At 70.9% G+C, this 19,626-nt stretch carries 21 protein-coding genes and 1 tRNA gene; 7 read left to right on the forward strand and 15 right to left on the reverse strand.

What is annotated here, in order from left to right:
• Window positions 1-13 precede the first annotated feature (13 nt).
• From BJ998_RS18525 to BJ998_RS18545, 5 genes are all read right to left on the reverse strand, one after another.
• Window positions 14-1,837, reverse strand: coding sequence for a sodium/solute symporter (locus tag BJ998_RS18525; RefSeq protein WP_184863332.1), 1,824 nt, complete (start codon window positions 1,835-1,837; stop codon window positions 14-16).
• A gap of 1 nt (window position 1,838) precedes the next feature.
• On the reverse strand, window positions 1,839-2,270 hold the full coding sequence (locus BJ998_RS18530) for a DUF485 domain-containing protein (RefSeq protein ID WP_246488618.1): 432 nt from the start codon (window positions 2,268-2,270) through the stop codon (window positions 1,839-1,841).
• On the reverse strand, window positions 2,267-3,151 hold the full coding sequence (locus BJ998_RS18535) for a LytR/AlgR family response regulator transcription factor (protein WP_184863334.1): 885 nt from the start codon (window positions 3,149-3,151) through the stop codon (window positions 2,267-2,269). Before BJ998_RS18535 ends, BJ998_RS18530 begins: the two co-directional genes overlap by 4 nt.
• A gap of 85 nt (window positions 3,152-3,236) precedes the next feature.
• Entirely contained in the window at window positions 3,237-4,121 is an 885-nt protein-coding gene (locus BJ998_RS18540) for a S49 family peptidase (protein WP_184863336.1), read from the reverse strand.
• A 48-nt stretch (window positions 4,122-4,169) separates the two neighbouring features.
• A complete protein-coding gene (locus tag BJ998_RS18545; protein ID WP_184863338.1) occupies window positions 4,170-5,441 on the reverse strand; it encodes a sensor histidine kinase in 1,272 nt (423 codons plus the stop codon).
• A gap of 130 nt (window positions 5,442-5,571) precedes the next feature.
• On the opposite strand from BJ998_RS18545, the gene BJ998_RS18550 reads away from it, so the two are divergent.
• The 3 genes from BJ998_RS18550 to BJ998_RS18560 are packed head-to-tail and all read left to right on the forward strand — an operon-like array spanning window position 5,572 to window position 8,313.
• Window positions 5,572-6,303: a (Fe-S)-binding protein gene (locus tag BJ998_RS18550; protein ID WP_184863340.1), complete on the forward strand. Its 732-nt coding sequence runs from the start codon at window positions 5,572-5,574 to the stop codon at window positions 6,301-6,303.
• A complete protein-coding gene (locus BJ998_RS18555) occupies window positions 6,285-7,706 on the forward strand; it encodes a LutB/LldF family L-lactate oxidation iron-sulfur protein (RefSeq protein WP_184863342.1) in 1,422 nt (473 codons plus the stop codon). Before BJ998_RS18550 ends, BJ998_RS18555 begins: the two co-directional genes overlap by 19 nt.
• Window positions 7,699-8,313: a LutC/YkgG family protein gene (locus tag BJ998_RS18560; protein ID WP_184863344.1), complete on the forward strand. Its 615-nt coding sequence runs from the start codon at window positions 7,699-7,701 to the stop codon at window positions 8,311-8,313. The genes BJ998_RS18555 and BJ998_RS18560 overlap by 8 nt, the downstream gene beginning before the upstream one ends.
• Here BJ998_RS18560 and BJ998_RS18565 read toward each other — a convergent pair whose 3' ends face one another.
• The 3 genes from BJ998_RS18565 to BJ998_RS18575 all read right to left on the reverse strand — a co-directional run bounded on the left by BJ998_RS18565 (window position 8,314) and on the right by BJ998_RS18575 (window position 11,225).
• Window positions 8,314-9,177: an Fpg/Nei family DNA glycosylase gene (locus BJ998_RS18565; RefSeq protein WP_184863346.1), complete on the reverse strand. Its 864-nt coding sequence runs from the start codon at window positions 9,175-9,177 to the stop codon at window positions 8,314-8,316.
• Window positions 9,178-9,180: 3 nt separating this feature from the next.
• The gene (locus tag BJ998_RS18570; protein WP_184863348.1) at window positions 9,181-9,618 is read right to left on the reverse strand and encodes a DUF983 domain-containing protein; all 438 of its coding nucleotides are present in this window, start codon (window positions 9,616-9,618) and stop codon (window positions 9,181-9,183) included.
• Between the two features lie 122 nt (window positions 9,619-9,740).
• Complete coding sequence (locus BJ998_RS18575; protein ID WP_184863350.1) at window positions 9,741-11,225, reverse strand: sigma-70 family RNA polymerase sigma factor; 1,485 nt, start codon at window positions 11,223-11,225, stop codon at window positions 9,741-9,743.
• A gap of 239 nt (window positions 11,226-11,464) precedes the next feature.
• On the opposite strand from BJ998_RS18575, the gene BJ998_RS18580 reads away from it, so the two are divergent.
• Together BJ998_RS18580 and BJ998_RS18585 are read left to right on the forward strand one after the other, a co-directional pair.
• The gene (locus tag BJ998_RS18580) at window positions 11,465-11,851 is read left to right on the forward strand and encodes a DUF7674 family protein (protein WP_184863352.1); all 387 of its coding nucleotides are present in this window, start codon (window positions 11,465-11,467) and stop codon (window positions 11,849-11,851) included.
• Between the two features lie 44 nt (window positions 11,852-11,895).
• Window positions 11,896-11,968, forward strand: a tRNA-Gly gene (locus BJ998_RS18585).
• Between the two features lie 209 nt (window positions 11,969-12,177).
• Here BJ998_RS18585 and BJ998_RS18590 read toward each other — a convergent pair.
• The 7 genes from BJ998_RS18590 to BJ998_RS18620 form a co-directional block, all read right to left on the reverse strand.
• Window positions 12,178-12,441 carry a hypothetical protein gene (locus tag BJ998_RS18590; RefSeq protein ID WP_184863354.1) on the reverse strand — a complete coding sequence of 88 codons (264 nt, stop codon included), beginning with the start codon at window positions 12,439-12,441 and terminating at the stop codon, window positions 12,178-12,180.
• 122 nt (window positions 12,442-12,563) lie between these two features.
• On the reverse strand, window positions 12,564-14,159 hold the full coding sequence (locus tag BJ998_RS18595) for a chitinase (RefSeq protein ID WP_184863356.1): 1,596 nt from the start codon (window positions 14,157-14,159) through the stop codon (window positions 12,564-12,566).
• A gap of 221 nt (window positions 14,160-14,380) precedes the next feature.
• Entirely contained in the window at window positions 14,381-15,265 is an 885-nt protein-coding gene (locus tag BJ998_RS18600; RefSeq protein ID WP_184863358.1) for an alpha/beta fold hydrolase, read from the reverse strand.
• Window positions 15,266-15,281: 16 nt separating this feature from the next.
• A complete protein-coding gene (locus tag BJ998_RS18605; protein ID WP_184863360.1) occupies window positions 15,282-15,650 on the reverse strand; it encodes a hypothetical protein in 369 nt (122 codons plus the stop codon).
• A 15-nt stretch (window positions 15,651-15,665) separates the two neighbouring features.
• A complete protein-coding gene (locus BJ998_RS18610) occupies window positions 15,666-15,953 on the reverse strand; it encodes a YiaA/YiaB family inner membrane protein (protein WP_184863362.1) in 288 nt (95 codons plus the stop codon).
• Window positions 15,954-15,997: 44 nt separating this feature from the next.
• Window positions 15,998-16,378: a type II toxin-antitoxin system death-on-curing family toxin gene (locus BJ998_RS18615; protein WP_184863364.1), complete on the reverse strand. Its 381-nt coding sequence runs from the start codon at window positions 16,376-16,378 to the stop codon at window positions 15,998-16,000.
• Window positions 16,375-16,581 (reverse strand): hypothetical protein, encoded by a 207-nt coding sequence (locus tag BJ998_RS18620; protein WP_184863366.1) that lies wholly within the window; start codon window positions 16,579-16,581, stop codon window positions 16,375-16,377. Before BJ998_RS18620 ends, BJ998_RS18615 begins: the two co-directional genes overlap by 4 nt.
• A gap of 161 nt (window positions 16,582-16,742) precedes the next feature.
• On the opposite strand from BJ998_RS18620, the gene BJ998_RS18625 reads away from it, so the two are divergent.
• Window positions 16,743-17,843: a hypothetical protein gene (locus BJ998_RS18625; protein ID WP_184863368.1), complete on the forward strand. Its 1,101-nt coding sequence runs from the start codon at window positions 16,743-16,745 to the stop codon at window positions 17,841-17,843.
• A 29-nt stretch (window positions 17,844-17,872) separates the two neighbouring features.
• Entirely contained in the window at window positions 17,873-19,567 is a 1,695-nt protein-coding gene (locus tag BJ998_RS18630) for a hypothetical protein (protein WP_184863370.1), read from the forward strand.
• Window positions 19,568-19,626 lie beyond the last annotated feature (59 nt).

The following is a 19,626-nucleotide window of genomic DNA, read 5'->3' on the forward strand; positions in this document are numbered from 1 at the left end:
TTGCGCACGGGCGTCAGGCCGTGGAGGACGAGCGCCGTGACCGCAACCGCGGCCGGATGGCCAGCCGACGGTGCCGGCCGTCGGTCTGCCCATCGCCGAACCGCAGCACGTCCCGGTCGCGGGTGAAGCCGAGCGGGTCGGGGGCGTGCAGCCGCAGCATGATCCGGTTGACGTCCTCGGGCCGCCGCCGGTGGGTGGCCTTGCTGACGATGATCATGGTGATGAACGCGGCCGGCACGGTGATCAGCGCCGGTTGCTGCAGCACGGCGGGCGCCCAGTTGCCGGTGTAGCCGCTGACGATGTTGCCGATCAGCGCCAGCGCGACCAGGGTGCCGCCGAGCACCATGCCGGCGCCGGCGCCGACCCAGGTCAGGCCCCGCCACCAGATGCCGAGCATCAGCACCGGGCAGAAGGTGGACGCGGCCATCGCCAGCGCCATGCCGACGCCGAGCGACACGTCGTTGCTCCGGAGCAGCAGCGCGCCGACCAGCGGCGCGACCACGACCAGCACGGTCGACCACCGGAAGTCCCGGACCCGGCCGCGGGAGACGTCGGTGGAGACCACGCCGGCCAGGCTGACCAGCAGCCCGGACGAGGTCGACATGAACGCGGCGAACGCGCCGGCCGCGACCACGGCGCCCAGTATCTGGCCGACGATGCCGGGCACCATCGCGGACGGCAGCAGCAGCACGGCCGCGTCGGTCTTGCCGGTGACCAGTAGCTGCGGTTCGTAGATGCGGGACAGCGCGGCCAGTAAGGCCGGGAACAGGTAGAAGGTGCCGAGCAGCAGCAGCACGTGCAGCGTGGTGCGGCGGGCCGAGCGGCCGTCGGGGTTGGTGTAGAAGCGGGCCAGCACGTGCGGCAGGCCGAGAATGCCCAGGAACGTGGCGAAGATCAGCGAGTAGGTGTCGAACAGCTCGGGCAGCCCGCCGGACTGCGGCCGCAGCCAGTCGGCATTGCTCTGCACGGCGCCGTCGACCATCGGCACGGCGCTGCCGGCGCTGAAGGTCAGCTGCGTCTTCGGCCCGATGTCCTGCCTGCTCACCCCCCACACGGCCGGTCCGTCCACCCGCTGCCCGTTCACCCAACCGTGCACCGCGGGCAGCCGGACGGGGTGCTCGACGCGCAGCTTCACGGACTGCTCCAGGGTCACCGTGGTGTCCCGGGTGAACATCGGCGGTCCGTCGGCGGCCAGGCTCTGCTGCCCGTCCGGCGGCCCGCCGCCGGCGAACACCACGCACAGCACGAACGCCGGCACGGCGATCGCGAACAGCTTCACCCAGTACTGGAACGCCTGGACCAGGGTGATCGCGCGCATGCCGCCGCTGAGCACGTTGACCACGACGACAACCGTGACGACAACCATGCCGAGCCAGTCCGGCGCCCACGGCAGCACGCTGTTCAACGTCAGCCCGGCGCCCTGCAGCTGCGGGATCAGGTAGATGTAGCCGATCGCCACGGTGATCACGGCGGCGACGCCGCGCAGGCCGCGGGAGCCGAGCCGGGCCTCGACGAAGTCGGGCAGCGTGTACGCCCCCGAGCGGCGCAGCGGGGCCGCCACGAACAGCAGCAGCGCCAGGTAGCCGGCGGTGAAGCCGATGGCGTACCAGAGCTCGTCGGGCCCGTTCTTGAGGACGAGGCCGACGATGCCGATGAACGAGGCCGCGGACAGGAACTCGCCGGCGATGGCGGCCGCGTTCTGGTGGACCGACACGCGGCGGCGGGCGACCAGGAAGTCGCGGGTGGTGTTGGCCGAGCGGGAACCGTGATAACCCAGGTAGAACGTGCCGAGCACGATGATCGCGATGCTCACGCACGCCAGCGCGTTGATCCCCATGTCAGTGGTCGACCATGCTCACGAAGTCGCGCTCGTGCCGTTCCGCTCGCCGCACGTACCACACGCCCAGCCCGTAGAGCAGCGGATACGGCAGCGCGCCGAGCAGCACCCACGGCAGCCGGACGCCGAAGACCGTCAGGTCGCCGAAGGACGGGAACAGGAAGAACAGCAGCGGCAGGCTGGCGATCGTGACGATGAGCAGCACGGCCATCCAGAACGAGGTGCGGAACTGCGCCCACACCAGGCTGCGCACCAGGTGCTCGCCGACGCTGGTCTGCTCCTCCAGCTCGACGATCGTGCGGGCGACCGTCCGCGAGCCCTTCGCCTCGGCCAGCACGACCTTCTTGCGCCGCGGCGGCTTGCGGGGCGCCTGCGGCTGCTCGACCGGCACCAGCTCGGTCGAGGGCTCCCCGGGCGTCCGCTCACCCGTCATGTGCCGGCGCCCCAGCCGTGCTTGGGCTGTCGGACCAGCCGGTCCTTGAGTTCACGGGTGTGCCGCCGGCTGACCGGCAGCTCCTTCTCGTCGGTGCCGGCGCCGACCACCACGGTGTAGCCGGACGAGCCCATCCGCAGCTCGGTGACCAGCGGCAGGGACACCAGGAACGACCGGTGGATGCGGATGAAGCCGGCCTCGGCCCAGCGCTCCTCCAGCTGGGCCAGCGGGATGCGGACCAGGTGGCTGCCCTCGGCGGTGTGCAGCCGGGCGTAGTCGCCCTGGGCCTCCACGTACCGCACGGTGGAGCGGGGCACCAGTTTGGTGGTGCCGGCCAGCTCGACCGGGATCACCTCGTCGTCGTTCTGCTGCTCGACGACGCCGCCGACCGGGGCGGGCGGGACCGCGGTGAGCAGCCGGAACTTGGCCACCCGGTCGATGGCCATGTCCACCCGGGCCTGCTGCGGCGGCTTCACGATGTAGTCCAGCGCGCCCAGCTCGAAGGCGGTGACCGCCTCCTCGGACAGGCCGGTCACGAACACCAGCTGCGGCTTGTCCCGGAACGCGTTGATGACCTGGGCCAGCTCCAGGCCGGACAGGCCGGGCATGGAGATGTCGGCGAACACGGCGTCGACCGGGCACAGCCCGCGGTCCAGCCGCTGCTTGGTCTCGGGGTCGCTGCCGCGGATGACGCGCAGCGCCTCCGCCGCGTCGTACGCCCCGATCACCCTGCGGACCTGCGGATTCTGGCCGAGCAGGTAGGTCAGCTCGTCGAGCCCGTGCGCCTCGTCATCGACGGCCAACACGAGGAGACCTGGCGTGGTGTCCTGAATGCTCACTGTGCCGCGCAATCTTGCCGATCGACCGGTGGGTGTGTCCATCTTCGACCACCGTTCGATCGAGGTGAAGCCGGCCCCACCACACGGGCCACGCACGCTGATGTACGTGGCCGGTGGGCTGGTCGGTTCAGAGCCCGAAGCGGGACCAGGCGGCGCGCTGCTCGACGGCGTCGATCGCGGACAGCACCTTGTCGCCGGCGGTGCCGAACACCGAGGCGCCGCCGCCCGCGATGCCCAGCCGGGCCAGCAGCGGCTTGCGCGGCTCGGCCACCGAGATCTCCGCCTCCGGGTACTTCTGGCCGACGATCTCGCGCAGCGACCCCAGCCCGTCGACCAGGCCGAGCTCGAGCGCCCGGGCGCCGGTCCACACCTCGCCGGTGAACAGGTCCGGGTCGTCGGCCAGCTTGTCGCCGCGGCGCTGCTTCACCCAGTCGGTGAACTGGGTGTGCAGCTCACCCTGCAGGCCCTTCAGCCAGGCGACGTCCTCCTCCTTGACCGGGCTGAACGGGTCGAGCCGGTGCTTGTGCTCGCCGGCGGTGTAGACCCGGCGCTCGACGCCGAAGCGCTCCAGCAGGCCGGTCAGGCCGAAGCCGGCGGTGATCACGCCGATGGAGCCGACCATGGACGTGCGGTGCGCGTAGATCTCGTCGGCGGCGCAGGCCAGCCAGTAGCCCCCGGAGGCGGCCACGTCCTCGCAGAACGCCAGCACGGGCACGTTCTTCTTGGCGGCGAGCTCCCGGATCCGCTCGCCGACCAGCGCGGACTGGGTGGGTGAGCCGCCCGGGGAGTTGATCGCCAGCGCCACCGCGAGCAGCCGGTCGTGGCCGAACGCCTTGGCCAGGGCGCTCTCCACCGTGTTCAGGCTGATCGAACCGCGGCTGACCGGCGACGGCGTCGGCGTGATGACGCCGTGCAGCCGCACCACGGCGACCACCGGGGACCGGTCCACCCGGTCACCGATCAGGGGCAGCCTCGCGGCCAGCTTGTCGGCCAGTTTCTCCGGGACGTTCATGGTCACGACCCTACGCGTGAACGGTGTTCAACGGGCGGCGCTGCGCCGTCAGCGAACCGGGCTCAGCTTGGCCCGCCGGTCGTCCGGGCCGGGGCCGTCGTCGGCGCCGTCGTCGGGCACCACGGCCAGCACCGGCCGCACGCCCGGGCTGAACTTGGGCACCCGCATGGTGACCTTCATGCCGGCGTCCGGCGCGGTCTCCACCATCAGCGCGTAGTCCTCGCCGAACACGGTGCGCATCCGGTGGTTGATGTTGCCGATGCCGACGTGCGCGCCGGACTTGTGGGCATCCTTGAGGTCGTCCAGCAGCAGGTCGGCGTCCATGCCGACGCCGTCGTCCTCGACGCTGATCAGCGCCTCGTTGCCGTTGTCCTGGGCGATGATCGTGACGGTGCCGCCGCCGGGCTTGTTGGCCAGTCCGTGCTGCACGGCGTTCTCCACCAGCGGCTGCAGCACCAGGAACGGCACCACCACGTTGAGCACCTCGGGCGAGATGCGCAGCCGCACGGACAGCCGCTCGTTGTAGCGGGCCCGCTGGATGGTCAGGTACCGGTCGATGTTGCGCAGCTCCTCGGCCAGCGTGGTGAACAGGCCGTTCGCCCGGAAGGAGTAGCGGGTGAACTCCGCGAACTCCTGGAGCAGCTCGCGGGCGTGCTCCGGGTCGGTGCGCACCAGCGAGCCGATCGCGTTCAGCGCGTTGTAGACGAAGTGCGGCGAGATCTGCGCGCGCAGCGCCTTGACCTCGGCCTGCGCCAGCCGCTGCCGGGACTCCTGCAGCTCGCCCAGCTCCAGCTCGGTGCAGACGAAGCGGGCGACCTCCTGGGACATCCGGTAGAGCCGCTTGCTGCCGACGCCGCCCACGATGATCAGCGCGCCGCGGGTCCGCGACTCCACGATCAGCGGCACGATCACCGCCTGGCGCATCTTGCAGTTGCTCTTGTCGGTGCACTCCAGCTCGTCGTGCTCGACGAACTCCTTGCGTTCGCCGCTGATCGCCTTGACGATCGCGTCCTGCAGGTCGACGTAGTGCTCGTTGGCGTCGCCGTCCCAGGACAGCAGCGCGCCCCGCTCGTCGGTCATCCCGACCGCGACGCACTTGAGCAGCTCGACCAGGTTCTTGCACGCCTTGTCGGCGGCGTCGGGGGTCAACCCGTCCCGCAGGTCCGGCGCGGCCTTGGACATGCGGTGCAGCGCGTCGGCGACGGCCTCGTCCACCGACGTGCTGACCCGACGCGCTCGGCACAGCAGAACGAACAGCCCGAGCACGGCGAGCGTCGCGATGATGCCGAGCACTGTTTGCTCGGTCAGGAGCTCGACCACCCCGCAATGCTCCGCCGAACAGGGCCGATGGGCAAGCTCTCGTCAGGCTGACGGACGGGTACATCGGTGAACGGTCCACTACCGCCAGCGACGGGTAGACATCCGATGAATCACCAGGCAGGGTGGTCGCGTGCCAGCTCCACGTGTAGGCCTGTTCGCCACCTGCCTCACCGACACGTTCTACCCGTCGACAGCCCGCGCGGTGGTCCGGCTGCTGGAGCGGCTCGGCTGCGACGTCGACTTCCCGATGGACCAGACGTGCTGCGGCCAGATGCACTACAACACCGGCTACCGGGACGAGGCGCGGTCGCTGGCGGCCAAGTACGCCACGGTCTTCGCCGGCTACGACGCGATCGTGGCGCCGTCCGGGTCGTGCGGCGGCATGGTGCGGGAGATCCACCCCGAACTGCACGGGTCATCGGATGCCTTCACCCGCACCTACGAGCTGTCCGAGTTCATCGTCGACGTGCTCGGTGTGACGGATGTCGGCGCGTACTTCCCACATCGAGTGACCTATCACCCGACCTGCCACTCGCTGCGGATGCTCGGCGTCGGCGACAAGCCGATGCGGCTGCTGCGCGCGGTGCGCGGGCTCGACCTGGTCGAACTGCCGGCGGCGGAGACCTGCTGCGGCTTCGGCGGCACGTTCGCCGTGAAGAACGCCGACACCTCGACCGCCATGCTCGGCGACAAGATGCGCTGCGTGCTCAACACCGGCGCCGAAGTGCTCTGCGCCGGCGACAACTCGTGCCTCATGCACATCGGCGGCGGCCTGTCCCGGCTGCGCACCGGCGTGCGCACCGTCCACCTGGCGGAGATCCTGGCCAGCACCGAGGAGGAGCCGTGGGCAGCAACCCCGTGATCTGGCTGGGCAGCCCGGTCTTCCCGAAGGCCGCCCGAGCCGCGCTCGCCGACACCCAGCTGCGGCGCAACCTGCGCAAGGCCACCCACACCATCCGGGACAAGCGCGCCCGCGTCGTGTCGGAACTGCCGGACTGGGAGGCGCTGCGGCAGGCCGGCGCGGCGATCAAGGACGACGTACTGTCCAATTTGGACACATATCTGGAACGGATCGAGGCGGCGGTCACCGCCCGCGGCGGAGTCGTGCACTGGGCGCGGGATGCCCGTGAGGCCAACGAGATCGTGCTGCGGCTGGCGCGCGAGGCCGGCACCGACGAGGTGGTCAAGGTCAAGTCCATGGCCACCGCGGAGATCGGCCTCAACGAGGCGCTGGAGGCGGGCGGCATCCGTGCCGTCGAGACCGACCTCGCCGAGCTGATCGTCCAGCTCGGCAACGACCGCCCGTCGCACATCCTGGTGCCGGCGATCCACCGGAACCGCTCGGAGATCAGGGAGATCTTCCGCCGGGAGATGACCGAGCAGCCGGTCTCCGACGAGCCGCGGGAGCTGGCCGAGGCGGCCCGGCGGCACCTGCGGCGCAAGTTCCTCTCCGCCCGGGTCGCGGTGTCCGGGGCCAACTTCGGCGTCGCCGACACCGGGTCGATCGTGGTCGTGGAGTCCGAGGGCAACGGCCGGATGTGCCTGACCCTGCCGGAAGTGCTGATCACCGTGATGGGCATCGAGAAGCTGGTGCCGACCTGGCAGGACCTGGAGGTGTTCCTGCAGCTGCTGCCCCGGTCCTCGACCGCGGAGCGGATGAACCCGTACACCTCGGTGTGGACCGGCGTGACGCCCGGCGACGGCCCGCAGCAGTTCCACCTGGTGCTGCTGGACAACGGCCGCACCGAGGCGCTGGCCGACCGGGTCGGGCGACAGGCGCTGCGCTGCATCCGGTGCTCGGCCTGCCTGAACGTGTGCCCGGTGTACGAGCGGACCGGCGGAAAGGCGTACGGGTCGGTGTACCCGGGGCCGATCGGCGCGATCCTGTCGCCGCAACTGGTCAACGACATGCACGACAAGCAGGCGGCGTCGCTGCCGTACGCGTCCTCGCTGTGCGGCGCCTGCTACGAGGTGTGCCCGGTGCGGATCAACATCCCGGAGGTGCTGGTGCACCTGCGGGCCGAGGCCGTCGAGGCCAAGGGCCGCACCCCGGAGTCCGTCGGCATGGCGGCGCTGGGCTGGATCTTCGCCGACGCGCGCCGGTACGAGAACGCCCAGAAGGTGGGGTCGCTGGCCCGGCACCTGGCGCCGTCCGGGCGGATCAGCAGCCTGCCGTGGCCCGGCTCCAAGTGGACGTCCACCCGTGACGTCCCGACGCCGCCGGCCGAGTCGTTCCGGATGTGGTGGAGGCGCAACCGTGGCTGACGCGAGGTCAGTGGTTCTCGGCCGGATTCGTCGCGCCCTGGCGGACCGGCCCGCGGCGCGGGAGATTCCCCGCGCGTACGACGTGAGCCGGCCGCTCGGCGACCTGGTGGAGCTGGCGGCCGAGCGGATCGCCGACTACCGGGCCGAGGTGCACCGGGTCGCGTCGGCCGACGTGCCGGCGAAGATCGCGGAGCTGCTGGCGGAGCGCGGCGTTCGGCGAATGGTCGGACCTGTCGACCTGCCGTCGAACTGGCGGGTTGACGGCGCGGAATGGTCGACCGACTCCCCGCCGCTGTCAATCGATCAGTTGGACGCCGCCGACGGCGTGCTGACCGGCTGCGCCGTGGCCATCGCCGAGACCGGCACCATCGTGCTCGACGGCGGCGAGGCGCAGGGCCGTCGGGCGCTGACGCTCGTGCCGGACTACCACCTGTGCGTGGTCCGGACCGACCAGATCGTCGGCATCGTGCCGGAGGCGCTGGCCCGACTGGAGCCGACCCGGCCACTGACCTTCATCAGCGGGCCGTCCGCCACCAGCGACATCGAACTGGACCGGGTGGAGGGCGTCCACGGCCCCCGCACCCTGCACGTGATCATCGCCCACTGACTACTTGAGCAGGCGGGACAGGCGGCGGTCGGCCAGCGGCTTGCCGCCGGTCTGGCAGGTCGGGCAGTACTGGAACGACTTGTCGGCGAAGGAGACCTCGCGGACGGTGTCGCCGCAGACCGGGCAGGGCAGGCCGGTCCGGCCGTGCACCCGCAGGCCGGAGCGCTTCTCCCCCTTGAGCGTCGCCGAGCCCTGGCCGACGGACCGGGTGACGGCGTCGGTGAGCACGCTGCGCATCGCGGCGTGTAGCCGGTCCAGCGCGTTGTCGTCGAGCTTGCCGGCGGTGGCGTACGGCGAGAGCTGCGCGGTGTGCATGATCTCGTCGGAGTAGGCGTTGCCGACGCCGGCGAGCAGGGTCTGGTCGGTCAGCGCCGTCTTCAGCCGCTCGGTCCGGCCCTTGAACAGCGCGGCGAGCGCGTCCCGGTCCAGCGACAGGGCGTCCGGCCCGAGCCGGGCGATGCTGGGCACCTCGGCCGGGTCCTTGACGATCCACACGGCCAGGCCCTTCTTGGTGCCGGCCTCCGTGAGGTCGAAGCCCGGGCCCTCGCCGGGCGGCCCGAGGTGCACGCGCAGCGCCAGCGGCCCCTTGCCGGGCTTGGGCGGGGTGGCGGACAGCGTGTTCGCCCAGCGCAGCCAGCCGGCGCGGGCCAGGTGCACGATCAGGTGCAGCCCGCCGCAGTCCAGGTCCAGGTGCTTGCCGTGCCGGCCGGCGCCGGTGACCTCGCGGCCGTGCAGGTCGGTCCACGGCGGGCTGGCGGTCTTGAGCACCGACAGCGACGCCACGTCGACCCGCGCCACCGTGCGGCCGACAGCGAACTCGCGCAGGTGATGCGCGAGCGCTTCGACCTCGGGCAGTTCAGGCAAGGGCTAGTCCACCGGTTGCAGCGGCCCGTCCACGTTGGGCAGGGAGTACACCTCGATGTTACGCGCGACCTTGCTGGTCTCCTGCCGCACGTTGAACACGCCGCGGACGGTTCCCACCCACCGCTCCGGCGGGTGTTCGTCCAGGTCGCCGGGGGTCTCGGCGACGATCGTCCAAGGCCGGCGCAGCGCCCAGCGGGCCGGGAAGAACAGGAACAGCAGCACCAGCGCGAGGATCAGCCAGCCCGGCACGACAACACCGGCCGGCCGCCAGACCAGCAGCACGACGGTCAGGATGACCAGGATGGAGATCATGCCGATGCCCGGGCCGTGGCCGCCGGCCACGTCGTGCTCGAAGTCGTCGGCCCCGTCCATGTTCGCCCACGACATGCGGCCCCGAACGGTCCACATCCGGCCGTCGGCACCACGTACCAACCGCGTCATCACCGCCTCCTCGCGATCGCGAACCGGTCACCGGAGCGTGTGTTCACGGTATCGCGATGGGACTGGACCCGGCGGGTGAACCTGTGCACGCGGCAATTGTGACGGTTCGCACCCGCCCGCGCTCAACGGGGCGTTCGGGGCGCGGTCGGACCGGTCGCGGTTTCGGCCGGCATGCTGGTCGAGGTCGGTGTGGTCGTCGTCGGCGTGGCGGTGCTCGAGGACTGCGGCGGCTTCTTCGGGGCCGTGGTCCTGGACGGCGTGCTCTTGCTCGGCTCGGTGGTCTCCGGCGTGGAGCTCTGCAGCACGGCGATCGTCGGCGTGCTGTCGGAGCTGCTGGTCACCGGGTCGTCGAGCACTCGCCCGGAGGTGCCGGTCGGCGCGGTCGACGTCACGCTGGTGCTGGTCGGCGTGGGGTCGGCGGCGACGCCGGTCTGCTGCGGCGGCGCCAGCTGGCCGCCGTGCTGGGCCGGCTGCTTGCCGAAGAACGCCGTCTTCGCGCCCTCGGCCGCCTGGAACTTGCCGGACGCGGGCTGGCCGCTGGCGAACGTGCTGGTCGGCATCGCCGACGTGCCGGCCTGGCCGTTGCCCGGGGTCGGTTGCCCCGGCGACGGCGCGCAGTACGTGGACACGACCTGGTTGTCGCTGGGGTTGGGCAGCGCCTCGTGGGTGTGCGACAGCCACGGGCCGATGGCGATACCGAAGACACCGACGGCCGCGACCGAGCTGGCGGTCAGCGCCAGTTTCACCCGGGTCGCGAGCAAGGCGCCCTTACCGACGACGGCGGCGCCGAATCCGCCTCCAGTGGCGGCTTGGCTGGCGACGGCGGCGGTAGCGCCGAGGCCGACCACCGGCACGAGCACGCCGGCGTGCGCACGCAGCGCGGAGCAGACCTCGCGTAGCTCACCCTGCAGCGACTTGCACTGGGCACAGCCGCGCAGGTGTGCCTTGATCCGACGGCCCTCAAGGCCCTTCACGGTGCCGGCGGTGTAGCCACCGAGCTTCTCCCGCACCGACTGGCAGGCCGTCGCGCCGAGATCCTGCGTCAGATGCGCCTGCAGGTAGGCCGCGCGCAGACCGTCACGGGCGCGGCGGGCCAGCGCCGCGGTGGCGTTCGCGCTCAGGCCGAAATGCGGCGCGACCACTGCCGGCCGCTCGCCCTCCACCTCGACCTGCCACAACACCGTCCGCCAGCGCTCCGGCAGGCTGCTGAACGCCTGGCCGATCAACGTGCTCTCGGCCAGCCGTGACGAGTTGTCCGTGTACGGCTCCGCCCGGCGGTCCAGCTCCGCGTCCTCCACCGGCACGTCCCGCCGGCGGGCGCTCCACTCCCACGACACCCGGCGGGCCACCGTCAGCAGGTAGGTCCGCACGTGATCGGTCGGTCCGTTGCCGCGGCGCACCGCCTGCAACACGCGGAAGAAGGCCTCCGCGGTCAGGTCGTCGGCCTCCGCCGCGTCCCGCACCTGCTGCATGGCGAACCGGCGGACCGCGTCCGCGTGCCGCGAGAACAGCAGGCCGAACGCGCTGTCGTCGCCGGCGCGAAGTCTGTCGAGCAGGGCTTGGTCGTCATCGGCTCCCGCCGACACCGGGCGGCTGAACTCTGCCATCCCCGCCCCCTCCCCAGCCGACGCCACCGAGTGGGTGACGATAATCCCACGAACAGGTGTAACCAAACGTAACAGGACAGGACAACCTGAGTCGTTCTTACAAGGTCGCCGACCACCGCTGATACCGCCGATTGGCCTCAGCCAGCCGTAATAACGCCTGGTGTCGGACCGGTCACGGCTCGGCGTCAGGTGGTCACGGCCGTGTCCTGCGACCCGCCCCGCTCCAGTAACCTTCAGCCGTGGTGGAGTGGCGTGGAGAAGCGTCGGCGCGGTTCCCCGAACTGCGTCCCTACCTCGAACGCGACTCCTGGTCCTGCCACGTCTTCCTGTTCGAGGTGCTGCAGCTCGCCCTCGAAGCGCACCGCTCCGGCGACGAGGAGCTGCTCGGCCGGGCCTACGGCTTCGCCCGCTGGTGCTTCGAACAACCCGGCCGGTTCCTGTCCAACGCCGCCGTCGTCAGCTTCTACGAACACGTCTTCGACGACTGGGACCTCCGCCACGACGTCGCCCACCGGCTCCCCACGGAGGTCATGGCCCAGGTCCGCCCCCTGTGGGAATGGCGCCTGCCCGCCGAGAAGTTAGCCGAGGTGGACCGGCTGCTGGGGGTCGCCGACCACCCCGCTTGAAACCCCCTCCCGCGCATGGGATATGCTGTGCGCAGCACGGCGTTGCGGACGTAGCGCAGTTGGTAGCGCATCACCTTGCCAAGGTGAGGGTCGCGAGTTCGAGTCTCGTCGTCCGCTCGGGGTTGAGGGGTCTGTGGTCGCAAAAAGCGCTCCCACAGACCCCTCGCCATTATTTTGGGGGGCCGAGCCCCCCCACGCACTAGCTGGGCGGTGTTCTGAAGGCGGCTGGCCCTTCCAACCCCTGGCTTCCTGGCCCTTCTGGCGGCTGCTGGTCCTTGGCCCGGGTTCTGCTTCGTCAGGCCGTTTCCGACTTCCTCCTGGTGCCTTCAGACTTCCAGGCGGTACATGCCGAAGATCATGAAGGCGGTTTCGAAGCGGATGGCGAGATCGCTGAAGCCGTTGCCCCAGACGCGGACGGAGAGGACCTCGGTGCCGGGGCTGGTGGCGAAGGCGAGGGTCACGTCGGAATCACCCTCGAGGGGGAACTCGTACCAGCCGTCCTGGGCGGTGGAGTCGCTGGTCATCAGGCCCAGATCGACGTTGCGCCAGTCGCCGTCCTCCAGCTGCTGGCCGGCGAAGGTGCTGGCCACCTCGACGAAGGCCTTCGCGTTCTGGGCCAGGATCCAGCCCTCGGCGAGCAGCTCACCCTTGCTCTTGCTGATGACGGCCTCCCGGGGTGGGCCGGCGCTGCGCCCACCCCGGAAGGGTGCGGTCAGCTGCCGAAGTACGAGGTGAAGTTGGTGGCGAACTCCCAGTTGTTGAACTTATCCCAGTTGATGGACCAGGTCATCAGGCCGCGAAGGTCGGGATGGCGGCCGTGCACGGCATAGCCGCCGCAGTTGGAGCCCTTGGTCAGGCAGTCAAGAGCCTGATCGAGAGTGCCGGTGGGGATCCAGCCGTTGCCGGCGTTCTGGTTGGCGGGAACGCCGATGGCGACCTGGCCGGGGCTCAGCGCCGGGAACATGCGTGAAGTGTTGCCGGCCACCGGGAAGCCGGTCAGCAGCATGTCGGTCATGGCGATGTGGAAGTCCGCCCCGCCCATCTGGTGGTACTGGTTGTCCAGGCCCATGATCGGCCCCGAGTTGTAGTCCTGGACGGTGAGCAGTGTCAGGGAGTCCCGCAGCGCGTAGATCACGGGCAGGAAGGCGCCGGCGCGCGGGTCCTGGGCGTTGTTCGGGCCGGGACCGTAGAACTGGTAGCCGAGCTGCACGAAGAACGTCTCCGGCGCCATCGTGAGCACGAACTTGGTGCCGTAGCGGGCCTTGAGCTGCTTGAGGGCCGAGATCAGGTTGACCACGACCGGGGTGGTCGGGCTGCGGAAGTCGGAGTCGCCGGCCTGCAGCGACAGGGACTGGTTCTCGAAGTCGATGTCGACGCCGTCCAGGCCCCACCGGTCGATGATCGCGCTCACCGAGTTGACGAAGTTCGTCGCGGCGGCGGCCGAGGTCAGCTTCACCTCGCCGTTGGCGCCGCCGATGGAGATGACCACCTTCTTGCCCTTGGCCTGCTGCGCCTTGATGCCGGCCAGGAAGTCGGCGTCGCTCTCCACGCCCGCGCACTCGCTGGCCGAGCAGCGGTTGAACACGATGTTGCCGTTGCCGGCGGAGTCCGCGAAGGCCAGGTCGATCACGTTCCACGCGGCCGGCACGCTCGCGATCGGCTGGTAGCCGGAGCCGTTGGCGAAGCTGGAGTGCAGGTAGCCGACGAGGGCGTGGGTGGGCAGGCCGGAGCTGGGCGGGGTGGTCGGCCCGGTCGTGGTCGTGGTGGTCGTCGTCGTGGTTGTTGTGGTGGTGGTCGTCGTGGGCGGCGGCTGGTTGCCAGCCGGGCCGGTCAGCGACACATCGTCGAGGTAGTAGGTCGGCTGCCCGTACCAGCCGTGCACGTAGATCGTGACGCTCGTGGTGGACGCGCCGGTGGTGAACGACGTGGACAGCTGCTGCCAGCTGGAGCTGGACGTCCAGGTCTGCGGATCCGTCGTGCCGGTGCCGGTGGCGCCGAGGTAGACGTAGCTGCCCTGGACCCAGGCGGACAGCGTGTACTGCGAGTTCGGCTGCACGCTGACCTGTTGGGAGCACTGGGCGAAGTTCTGGCCGGCGGGCGTGCCGGCGACGGCGCCGGAACCCGAGTGCGTCGGCGCGCCGGCGGCCGCGGCCGCCGAGCAGGTCCAGCCGGACAGGCCGGACTCGAAGCCGGGATTGGCCGCCAGGTTGGCGGTGGCGCCGGTCGCGGGCTGGGCCACGATCGCCAGCGTGACCAGGGCGGTTGCGGTGAGACCGGCTAACACGTGAAGCAGGGAGCTGCGGGTCATGCGTGCCTCCACAGGGTGCGATCCGCGGTGCCCGAAAGTGGACTAGACCACATTTTCGGTGTCAAGGTCTAGACCAAAATCGGTGGAGCGGTCCTGGGCGGCGGGCGAGGCCCGCAAGCGCGGCCGGCCGGCGGCGGCCCGACGCCGATCAGCCCGACGGGCGCGGGCTGTGGCTGGTCAACGGGTCGTCGCCGGCCGGCACGGTGGTGCGGGTACGGATGTCACACGGTCGCTGAGGACCCCGCGCGGGCGGCGTTGTCGGCGATCGCGTCCACGATCTGTGGCCAGGCCGGCGCCGGGAGGTCGTGGCCCATGCCGGGGATGACCAACAGCCGCGAGTTCGGGATCGCGGCCGCGGTGGCCTTGCCCCCGGAGACGTTGAGCAGCGGGTCCGCCTCACCGTGGATCACCAGTGTCGGCACCGTCACCGAGCGCAGGCCCTCCGTGCGGTCGCCGGAGGCGATGATCGCGGCGAACTGGCGGACGAAGCCCATCGGCCGGCGGGCCCGCTCGAACGAGGCCTTGCCCGCGGCGCGGACGCGTTCCTCGTCGAACGGGAAGCCGGTCGAGCCGATCACCCTGCTCGCCCGGACCGCGGCCTCCCCGGCCTCCTCGGCGGTCTGCGGCGGCGGGGCCTGCAGCGCCGCCATCGCCTCCGGCGTGGACGCGCCGACCGTGGTGTCGCCGGTGGTGGACATGATCGAGCAGGCGGACAGCAGCCGGTCGGGGTGCCGGATCAGCAGCTCCTGGACGATCATTCCGCCCATCGACGCGCCCACCACGTGCGCCCGGTCGATGCCCAGCTCGGCCAGCAACGCCGCGGCATCGTCGGCCATGTCCGCCAGCTTGTACGGAGCCGAGGAGGCGTCGCCGGCCATCACCGCGGCGGCGTCCACCGGGTGGTCGTCGAAGGACTGCGACAGGCCGGCGTCGCGGTTGTCGAACCGGATCACGTGGAATCCCTTGTCCACCAACAGCTGGCACAGCCCCGGGTCCCAGGCGGTCATCTGCGCGCCGAGGCCCATCACCAGCAGCAGGGCGGGATCGGCCGGGTCGCCGAAGGTGTCGTACTCCAGCGTGATCCCGTTCGCGGTCAGTTGCGGCATCGAGTGTCGTGTCCCTTCACAGATCCGGCAGCGGGTCCGGCGGGAGCCCGGCCCGGTCGGCGTGCGCCGCGTCCGCGGCCCGCGCCACCGGCACGTACTCCTCGTCGATCTCCAGCCGCATCGTGCCCAACTCGATGATCTGCCCATCCGCCATCGGCTCCGGCGAGAGCCGGACCGAACGCGGGAAGGTCGCCCACACCGACTCGGGCACGTGCCGCTGGAAGAACTTGCAGGCCAACAGAGTGACCCCGGAGGTGCCAACAACGACGAGCAAGCTGATCATCCCCGGCTGGCCTACCGACAGCGCCGGGAACACGTACTCGATCTGCTCACCCGGCGGCAGCAGCGCCCGGCACAGCTGCCTGACCTCGGACGACAGGGCCACGAATCCAGTCTGCCATCAGTCGACCCGGAACGGATCGTGCTCGGCGATCAACTTGTCCACCCGGGCCCGGTCGACGCGGTGCGCGAGGCTGGTGTCCTCGTGCCGGTCGCGCACGACCTTGGCCAGCGTGAACGCGGACGTCACGGTGTAGAGCACGCCGACCGCCAGGAAAGCTCTGATCCACGGGTCGACCGGCAGCAACGCGACCCCGACCGCCACCGCCAGCAGCGACAGGCCGAACGAGATCGCGGCCTGGGCGAAGAAGGCGGGGGTCGGACCGGACGCGGGAGGCGAGGTTGTCATGGAAGAGAGGGTCCCGGGCCGGGACCCTCCCGTCTTGAGTACAGCTACTCAGTTGACGACCATTCCCGCAGGGTCGCCGCCACCGTATCCAGGTCGTCCGATTCGCCGGCCGCCGCCGCGAGCACGAATTCCACGGCCCGATCCTCGTCCGGCGTGAAATCGATGCCGTTCAACGCCAGGAACACCCGGGCCGCGACCCAGGCCAGCCGTTTGTTGCCGTCGATCAGCGGGTGGTTGCGCAGCACGGAGTGCATCAGCGCGGCCGCCTTCCGGTGCGGATCCGGATAGGCCTGCTCGCCGAACATCGTCGTCATCGGCCGGGCCGCCGCCGAGTCGATCAGCCCCGCGTCCCGGACCAGCGCCTCGCCGCCCATCGTGGCGTGCGCGATCGCCAGCAGGTCGGCCGTCGTCAGGTACCTGGTCATGCCGTGCCCAGCCGGTACACGATCGCCGCGTCCTTGGTCAGGACCCGCTCCGCGATCGCCATCACCTCGGCGTGCCGCCGCGCGTCCAGCGCTTCCGCGATCACCGATGCCGCGAATTCCGCCTCCGTCGCGCCGGCGGCGTCGGCCGCCGCGCGCAGTTCGACGTCGAGTTCCTCAGGCAGATGCACGGTCAGGGTGGTCACCGCACGACCTTAGCGACCGGCGGCGACAAGCCGGACCTCGTTCATCGCCGGGGCATGACAGCCGAAAGGCAGCTCGGCATCGTTCCGGTTCACTATGTTGTGACGAGCGGACACGCCTGGTAGCAAGGCCGGACACGTGCCGCGGACCCCGGAGGATGATCGTGACCTGGCAGGAGGAACTGCGCGCACTGGACGCCGAGCTGGCGGACAAGGGCATCACACCCGCCGAATACCGGCGTCGGCGTGACAACCTGCTCGCGGCGGCGTCGGGCGGCTTCCCACCGGCCGGCCAGGTCGCGCCGCAGCGCCCGGTGTCGGCTCACCCGGACCAGCCGGCGCAGCCGACGCCACCGGTCCAGCAGCCCCCGGTCCAATCACATCAATCCCATTCGCCCGCCCAGGCGCAGGCTCCGAGCCAACCGGTTCAGCAGCAGGCCCCGCCGTCCCAGCCGGTTCCCGGCCCGCCGTCCCAGCCGTTCGCCAATCCGGCGATCCAGCCGATGCCGTCCGCTCAGCAGCCGAACAACCACTCCGTGCCGCCCTGGTCCGCGGTCACCGAGCTGCCGATGTACCAGCCGCTCGCCGACCAGCAGGCGCCCGCGCCGCAGTACGCGCCCCGCCCGCCGCTGGACGAGGACATCTTCAACGCCCGCATGACCAAGAAGAAGTCGCGGGCCGCACTGCTGGTCGTGGTCGTCGTCGTGGTCCTGCTGCTGCTTGCCGGCGGCTGGTGGTTCGGTGTCCGGCCGCGCACCGAGGCCGCCTCCACCCCGCCCGCGCCGAAGGCGCTGCACCTGGAGGACATTCCCGCGCTGCCCGGCACCGCCCGGCTCGACCGCGCCGAGCTGTCCGTCTTCGAGGGCCAGAACCGGGGCCTGTTCGACGCCCGCGAGGGCGACTTCCTCCAGGCCGACAAGGTGAGCCAGGTCACCTTCACCGGTTCGGCTGACGGCAAGGTCAACTACGTGGTCTTCGCCTTTGTCACCGACAGCACCGCGGCGGCCAAGAAAACCAGCGCCGACCTGCTGGAGTACCAGGACCTGGGCGGACTGCACCCGGTCGACGGCAGTGGCCTGCCGGACCAGGTGAAGGTGGTCAAGCTGGTTGCCGGCGACCAGGTGCAGTACCGCGCCATCTACGCTTCCGGTCTGAACGCGGTGATGGTGGCGGTCGCGCAGGCGCAGCCGGCCGACGAGTCGTCCGTCGCCAAGGCGCTGCACGACGCCGTCACCGCACTGTTGACGAAGGCACCGGCGAGCTGAGCCGGCCGAGCGGGGGAACCGGAGCTCGCATGACCACCACGGAATTCCCGCGGGTGACGGCCGAGCCGGCGGCCGAGGCCGCTCGCTCGCGCTGGAACTGGCCGGTCGTGTTGCTGTCGCTGCTGGCCGCGGCGCCGGTGGTCTCGATGATCGTGGAGGTCGTTCGCTCGCCGCGGCTGAACTTCCTCGACTACTGGTCGGTGCTGAGCCTGGCCAGCTACCCGACCGGCCAGTACCACCTGGCCGGCCTGTTCGTCGTCTACAACCAGCACCCGGTGGTCGTCGCGGGCACGCTGTTCTGGCTGGACGCGAAGTTCTTCGGCGGCTCCAACCACGCGCTGGGCGCGCTGGTCGTGGTGCTCAGCCTGATCGTCGTCGCGGCGATGGCCTCGATGCTGCCGCGCCGGCTGAGCCCGACGGTGCGGGCGGCGGCCCTGGCCGGCTTCACCCTGCTGGTCTTCTCCGCGGGCAACCTGGAGAACTTCGCCGAGGGCATGAGCGGCACGCACTGGCTGTCCGGGCTGGCGCCGGCGATCGTGGCGGTCGCGCTGGCACACCGCGGCCGGACCGTGCCGGCGCTGGTGCTCGGCGTCATCGCCTGCCTAGGCCACGGTGCGGCCTTCCCGGTGTGGGCGGCGCTGGCGCTGATCCCGTGGCTGCGCGGCGATCGGCGGTGGAAGATCATCGCGCCGATCGTGATCGCGGTGCTCGGGCTGGTCGGCGCGGCGATCGCGTACACCACGTTGCCGGGCTCGTCCTCGATCCCGCCGCCGACGCTGACCCTGGACCGGATCCTGGCCGTCACCTCCGGCGTGGTCGGCCAGCTGTGGTCCTCGCAGGTGCCGGACATCGCGATGCTGGCCGGCACGCTGACGATCATCCTGCTGGTGACGGCGATCGCCCTGGTCGTGGCGGCCAGGGTGCGGCCGCGCGACGCGGAGCCGCAGGCGGTCGAGGCGGCCGGCTGGACCGGCTTCGCGGTGCACGCCCTGCTGGCGGCGATCATGATCGCGGTCTCGCGTTCGGGCGTCGCGGACAACATCGGCGAGTCCGGCCGGTACGCGCTGCTCAGCGGTCTCGCCATGTGCGCTCTGCTGGCGCTCGGCGTGATCCTGTGGCGTCGCCTCGCGGTGCTGCCGGCCGTCGTGCTCGCCGTGTCCATCGGCCTGGTGACGTACACGCTCGGCAGCGGGCAGGCGACCAATGTGCGCAACCAGTACCCGAATCAGGCGGTGCTGGCGGTCGCGATGCAGCTGGACGCCAAGAACGTGATGCTGTCGCTGCGCACCAAGGACAGCGTCCTGCCGGCCGTGAAGGGCCTCGGCGCCTATCCGTTCACCAGCGACTTCACGCTCGGCTGCGGCGGTCCCGAACTGGGCGCCAAGCTGGACGTCGCCACCGCGCCGCAGTTGGTGCCCGGAACAGGAAACGCCCCCAGCGGCGGCTACGTGGAGTCGGGCAAGGTGACCGGCGACACGATGCTGTCCGGCTGGGCCGTGGTGGACGGCAAGAGTGCCGACTGCGTGCTGGTGGTTGACGACCACGACAATGTCGTCGGCGGCGGTTACGTCGGCCTGCCGAGGCCGGACGTGGCGGCGGCGATGCACACCACCGTCACCGGCACCGGTTGGCACGCGGTGGCCGCCCCGAACGCGACGAACCCACAGGTCGTGGTCATGTCCGGGGGCAAGGCGTACCGGCTCCCGGTGGCGCCGAAGCAGTGATGCACGGGGTCGGGTCACAACCCGATCTCTCAACGACCCAGTCGAGTACGGCGGCCGAG

It is taken from the genome of Kutzneria kofuensis, assembly GCF_014203355.1.
Taxonomy (GTDB): domain Bacteria; phylum Actinomycetota; class Actinomycetes; order Mycobacteriales; family Pseudonocardiaceae; genus Kutzneria; species Kutzneria kofuensis.

What these genes read in the sequence shown, in the direction of transcription:
- BJ998_RS18525 (WP_184863332.1), bottom strand. Translation starts at nt 1,837, where the DNA reads ATGGGGATCAACGCGCTGGCGTGCGTGAGCATCGCGATCATCGTGCTC.
- BJ998_RS18530 (WP_246488618.1), bottom strand. Translation starts at nt 2,270, where the DNA reads ATGACGGGTGAGCGGACGCCCGGGGAGCCCTCGACCGAGCTGGTGCCG.
- BJ998_RS18535 (WP_184863334.1), bottom strand. Translation starts at nt 3,151, where the DNA reads ATGGACACACCCACCGGTCGATCGGCAAGATTGCGCGGCACAGTGAGC.
- BJ998_RS18540 (WP_184863336.1), bottom strand. Translation starts at nt 4,121, where the DNA reads ATGAACGTCCCGGAGAAACTGGCCGACAAGCTGGCCGCGAGGCTGCCC.
- BJ998_RS18570 (WP_184863348.1), bottom strand. Translation starts at nt 9,618, where the DNA reads ATGACGCGGTTGGTACGTGGTGCCGACGGCCGGATGTGGACCGTTCGG.
- BJ998_RS18575 (WP_184863350.1), bottom strand. Translation starts at nt 11,225, where the DNA reads ATGGCAGAGTTCAGCCGCCCGGTGTCGGCGGGAGCCGATGACGACCAA.
- BJ998_RS18595 (WP_184863356.1), bottom strand. Translation starts at nt 14,159, where the DNA reads ATGACCCGCAGCTCCCTGCTTCACGTGTTAGCCGGTCTCACCGCAACC.
- BJ998_RS18600 (WP_184863358.1), bottom strand. Translation starts at nt 15,265, where the DNA reads ATGCCGCAACTGACCGCGAACGGGATCACGCTGGAGTACGACACCTTC.
- BJ998_RS18610 (WP_184863362.1), bottom strand. Translation starts at nt 15,953, where the DNA reads ATGACAACCTCGCCTCCCGCGTCCGGTCCGACCCCCGCCTTCTTCGCC.
- BJ998_RS18615 (WP_184863364.1), bottom strand. Translation starts at nt 16,378, where the DNA reads ATGACCAGGTACCTGACGACGGCCGACCTGCTGGCGATCGCGCACGCC.
- BJ998_RS18630 (WP_184863370.1), top strand. Translation starts at nt 17,873, where the DNA reads ATGACCACCACGGAATTCCCGCGGGTGACGGCCGAGCCGGCGGCCGAG.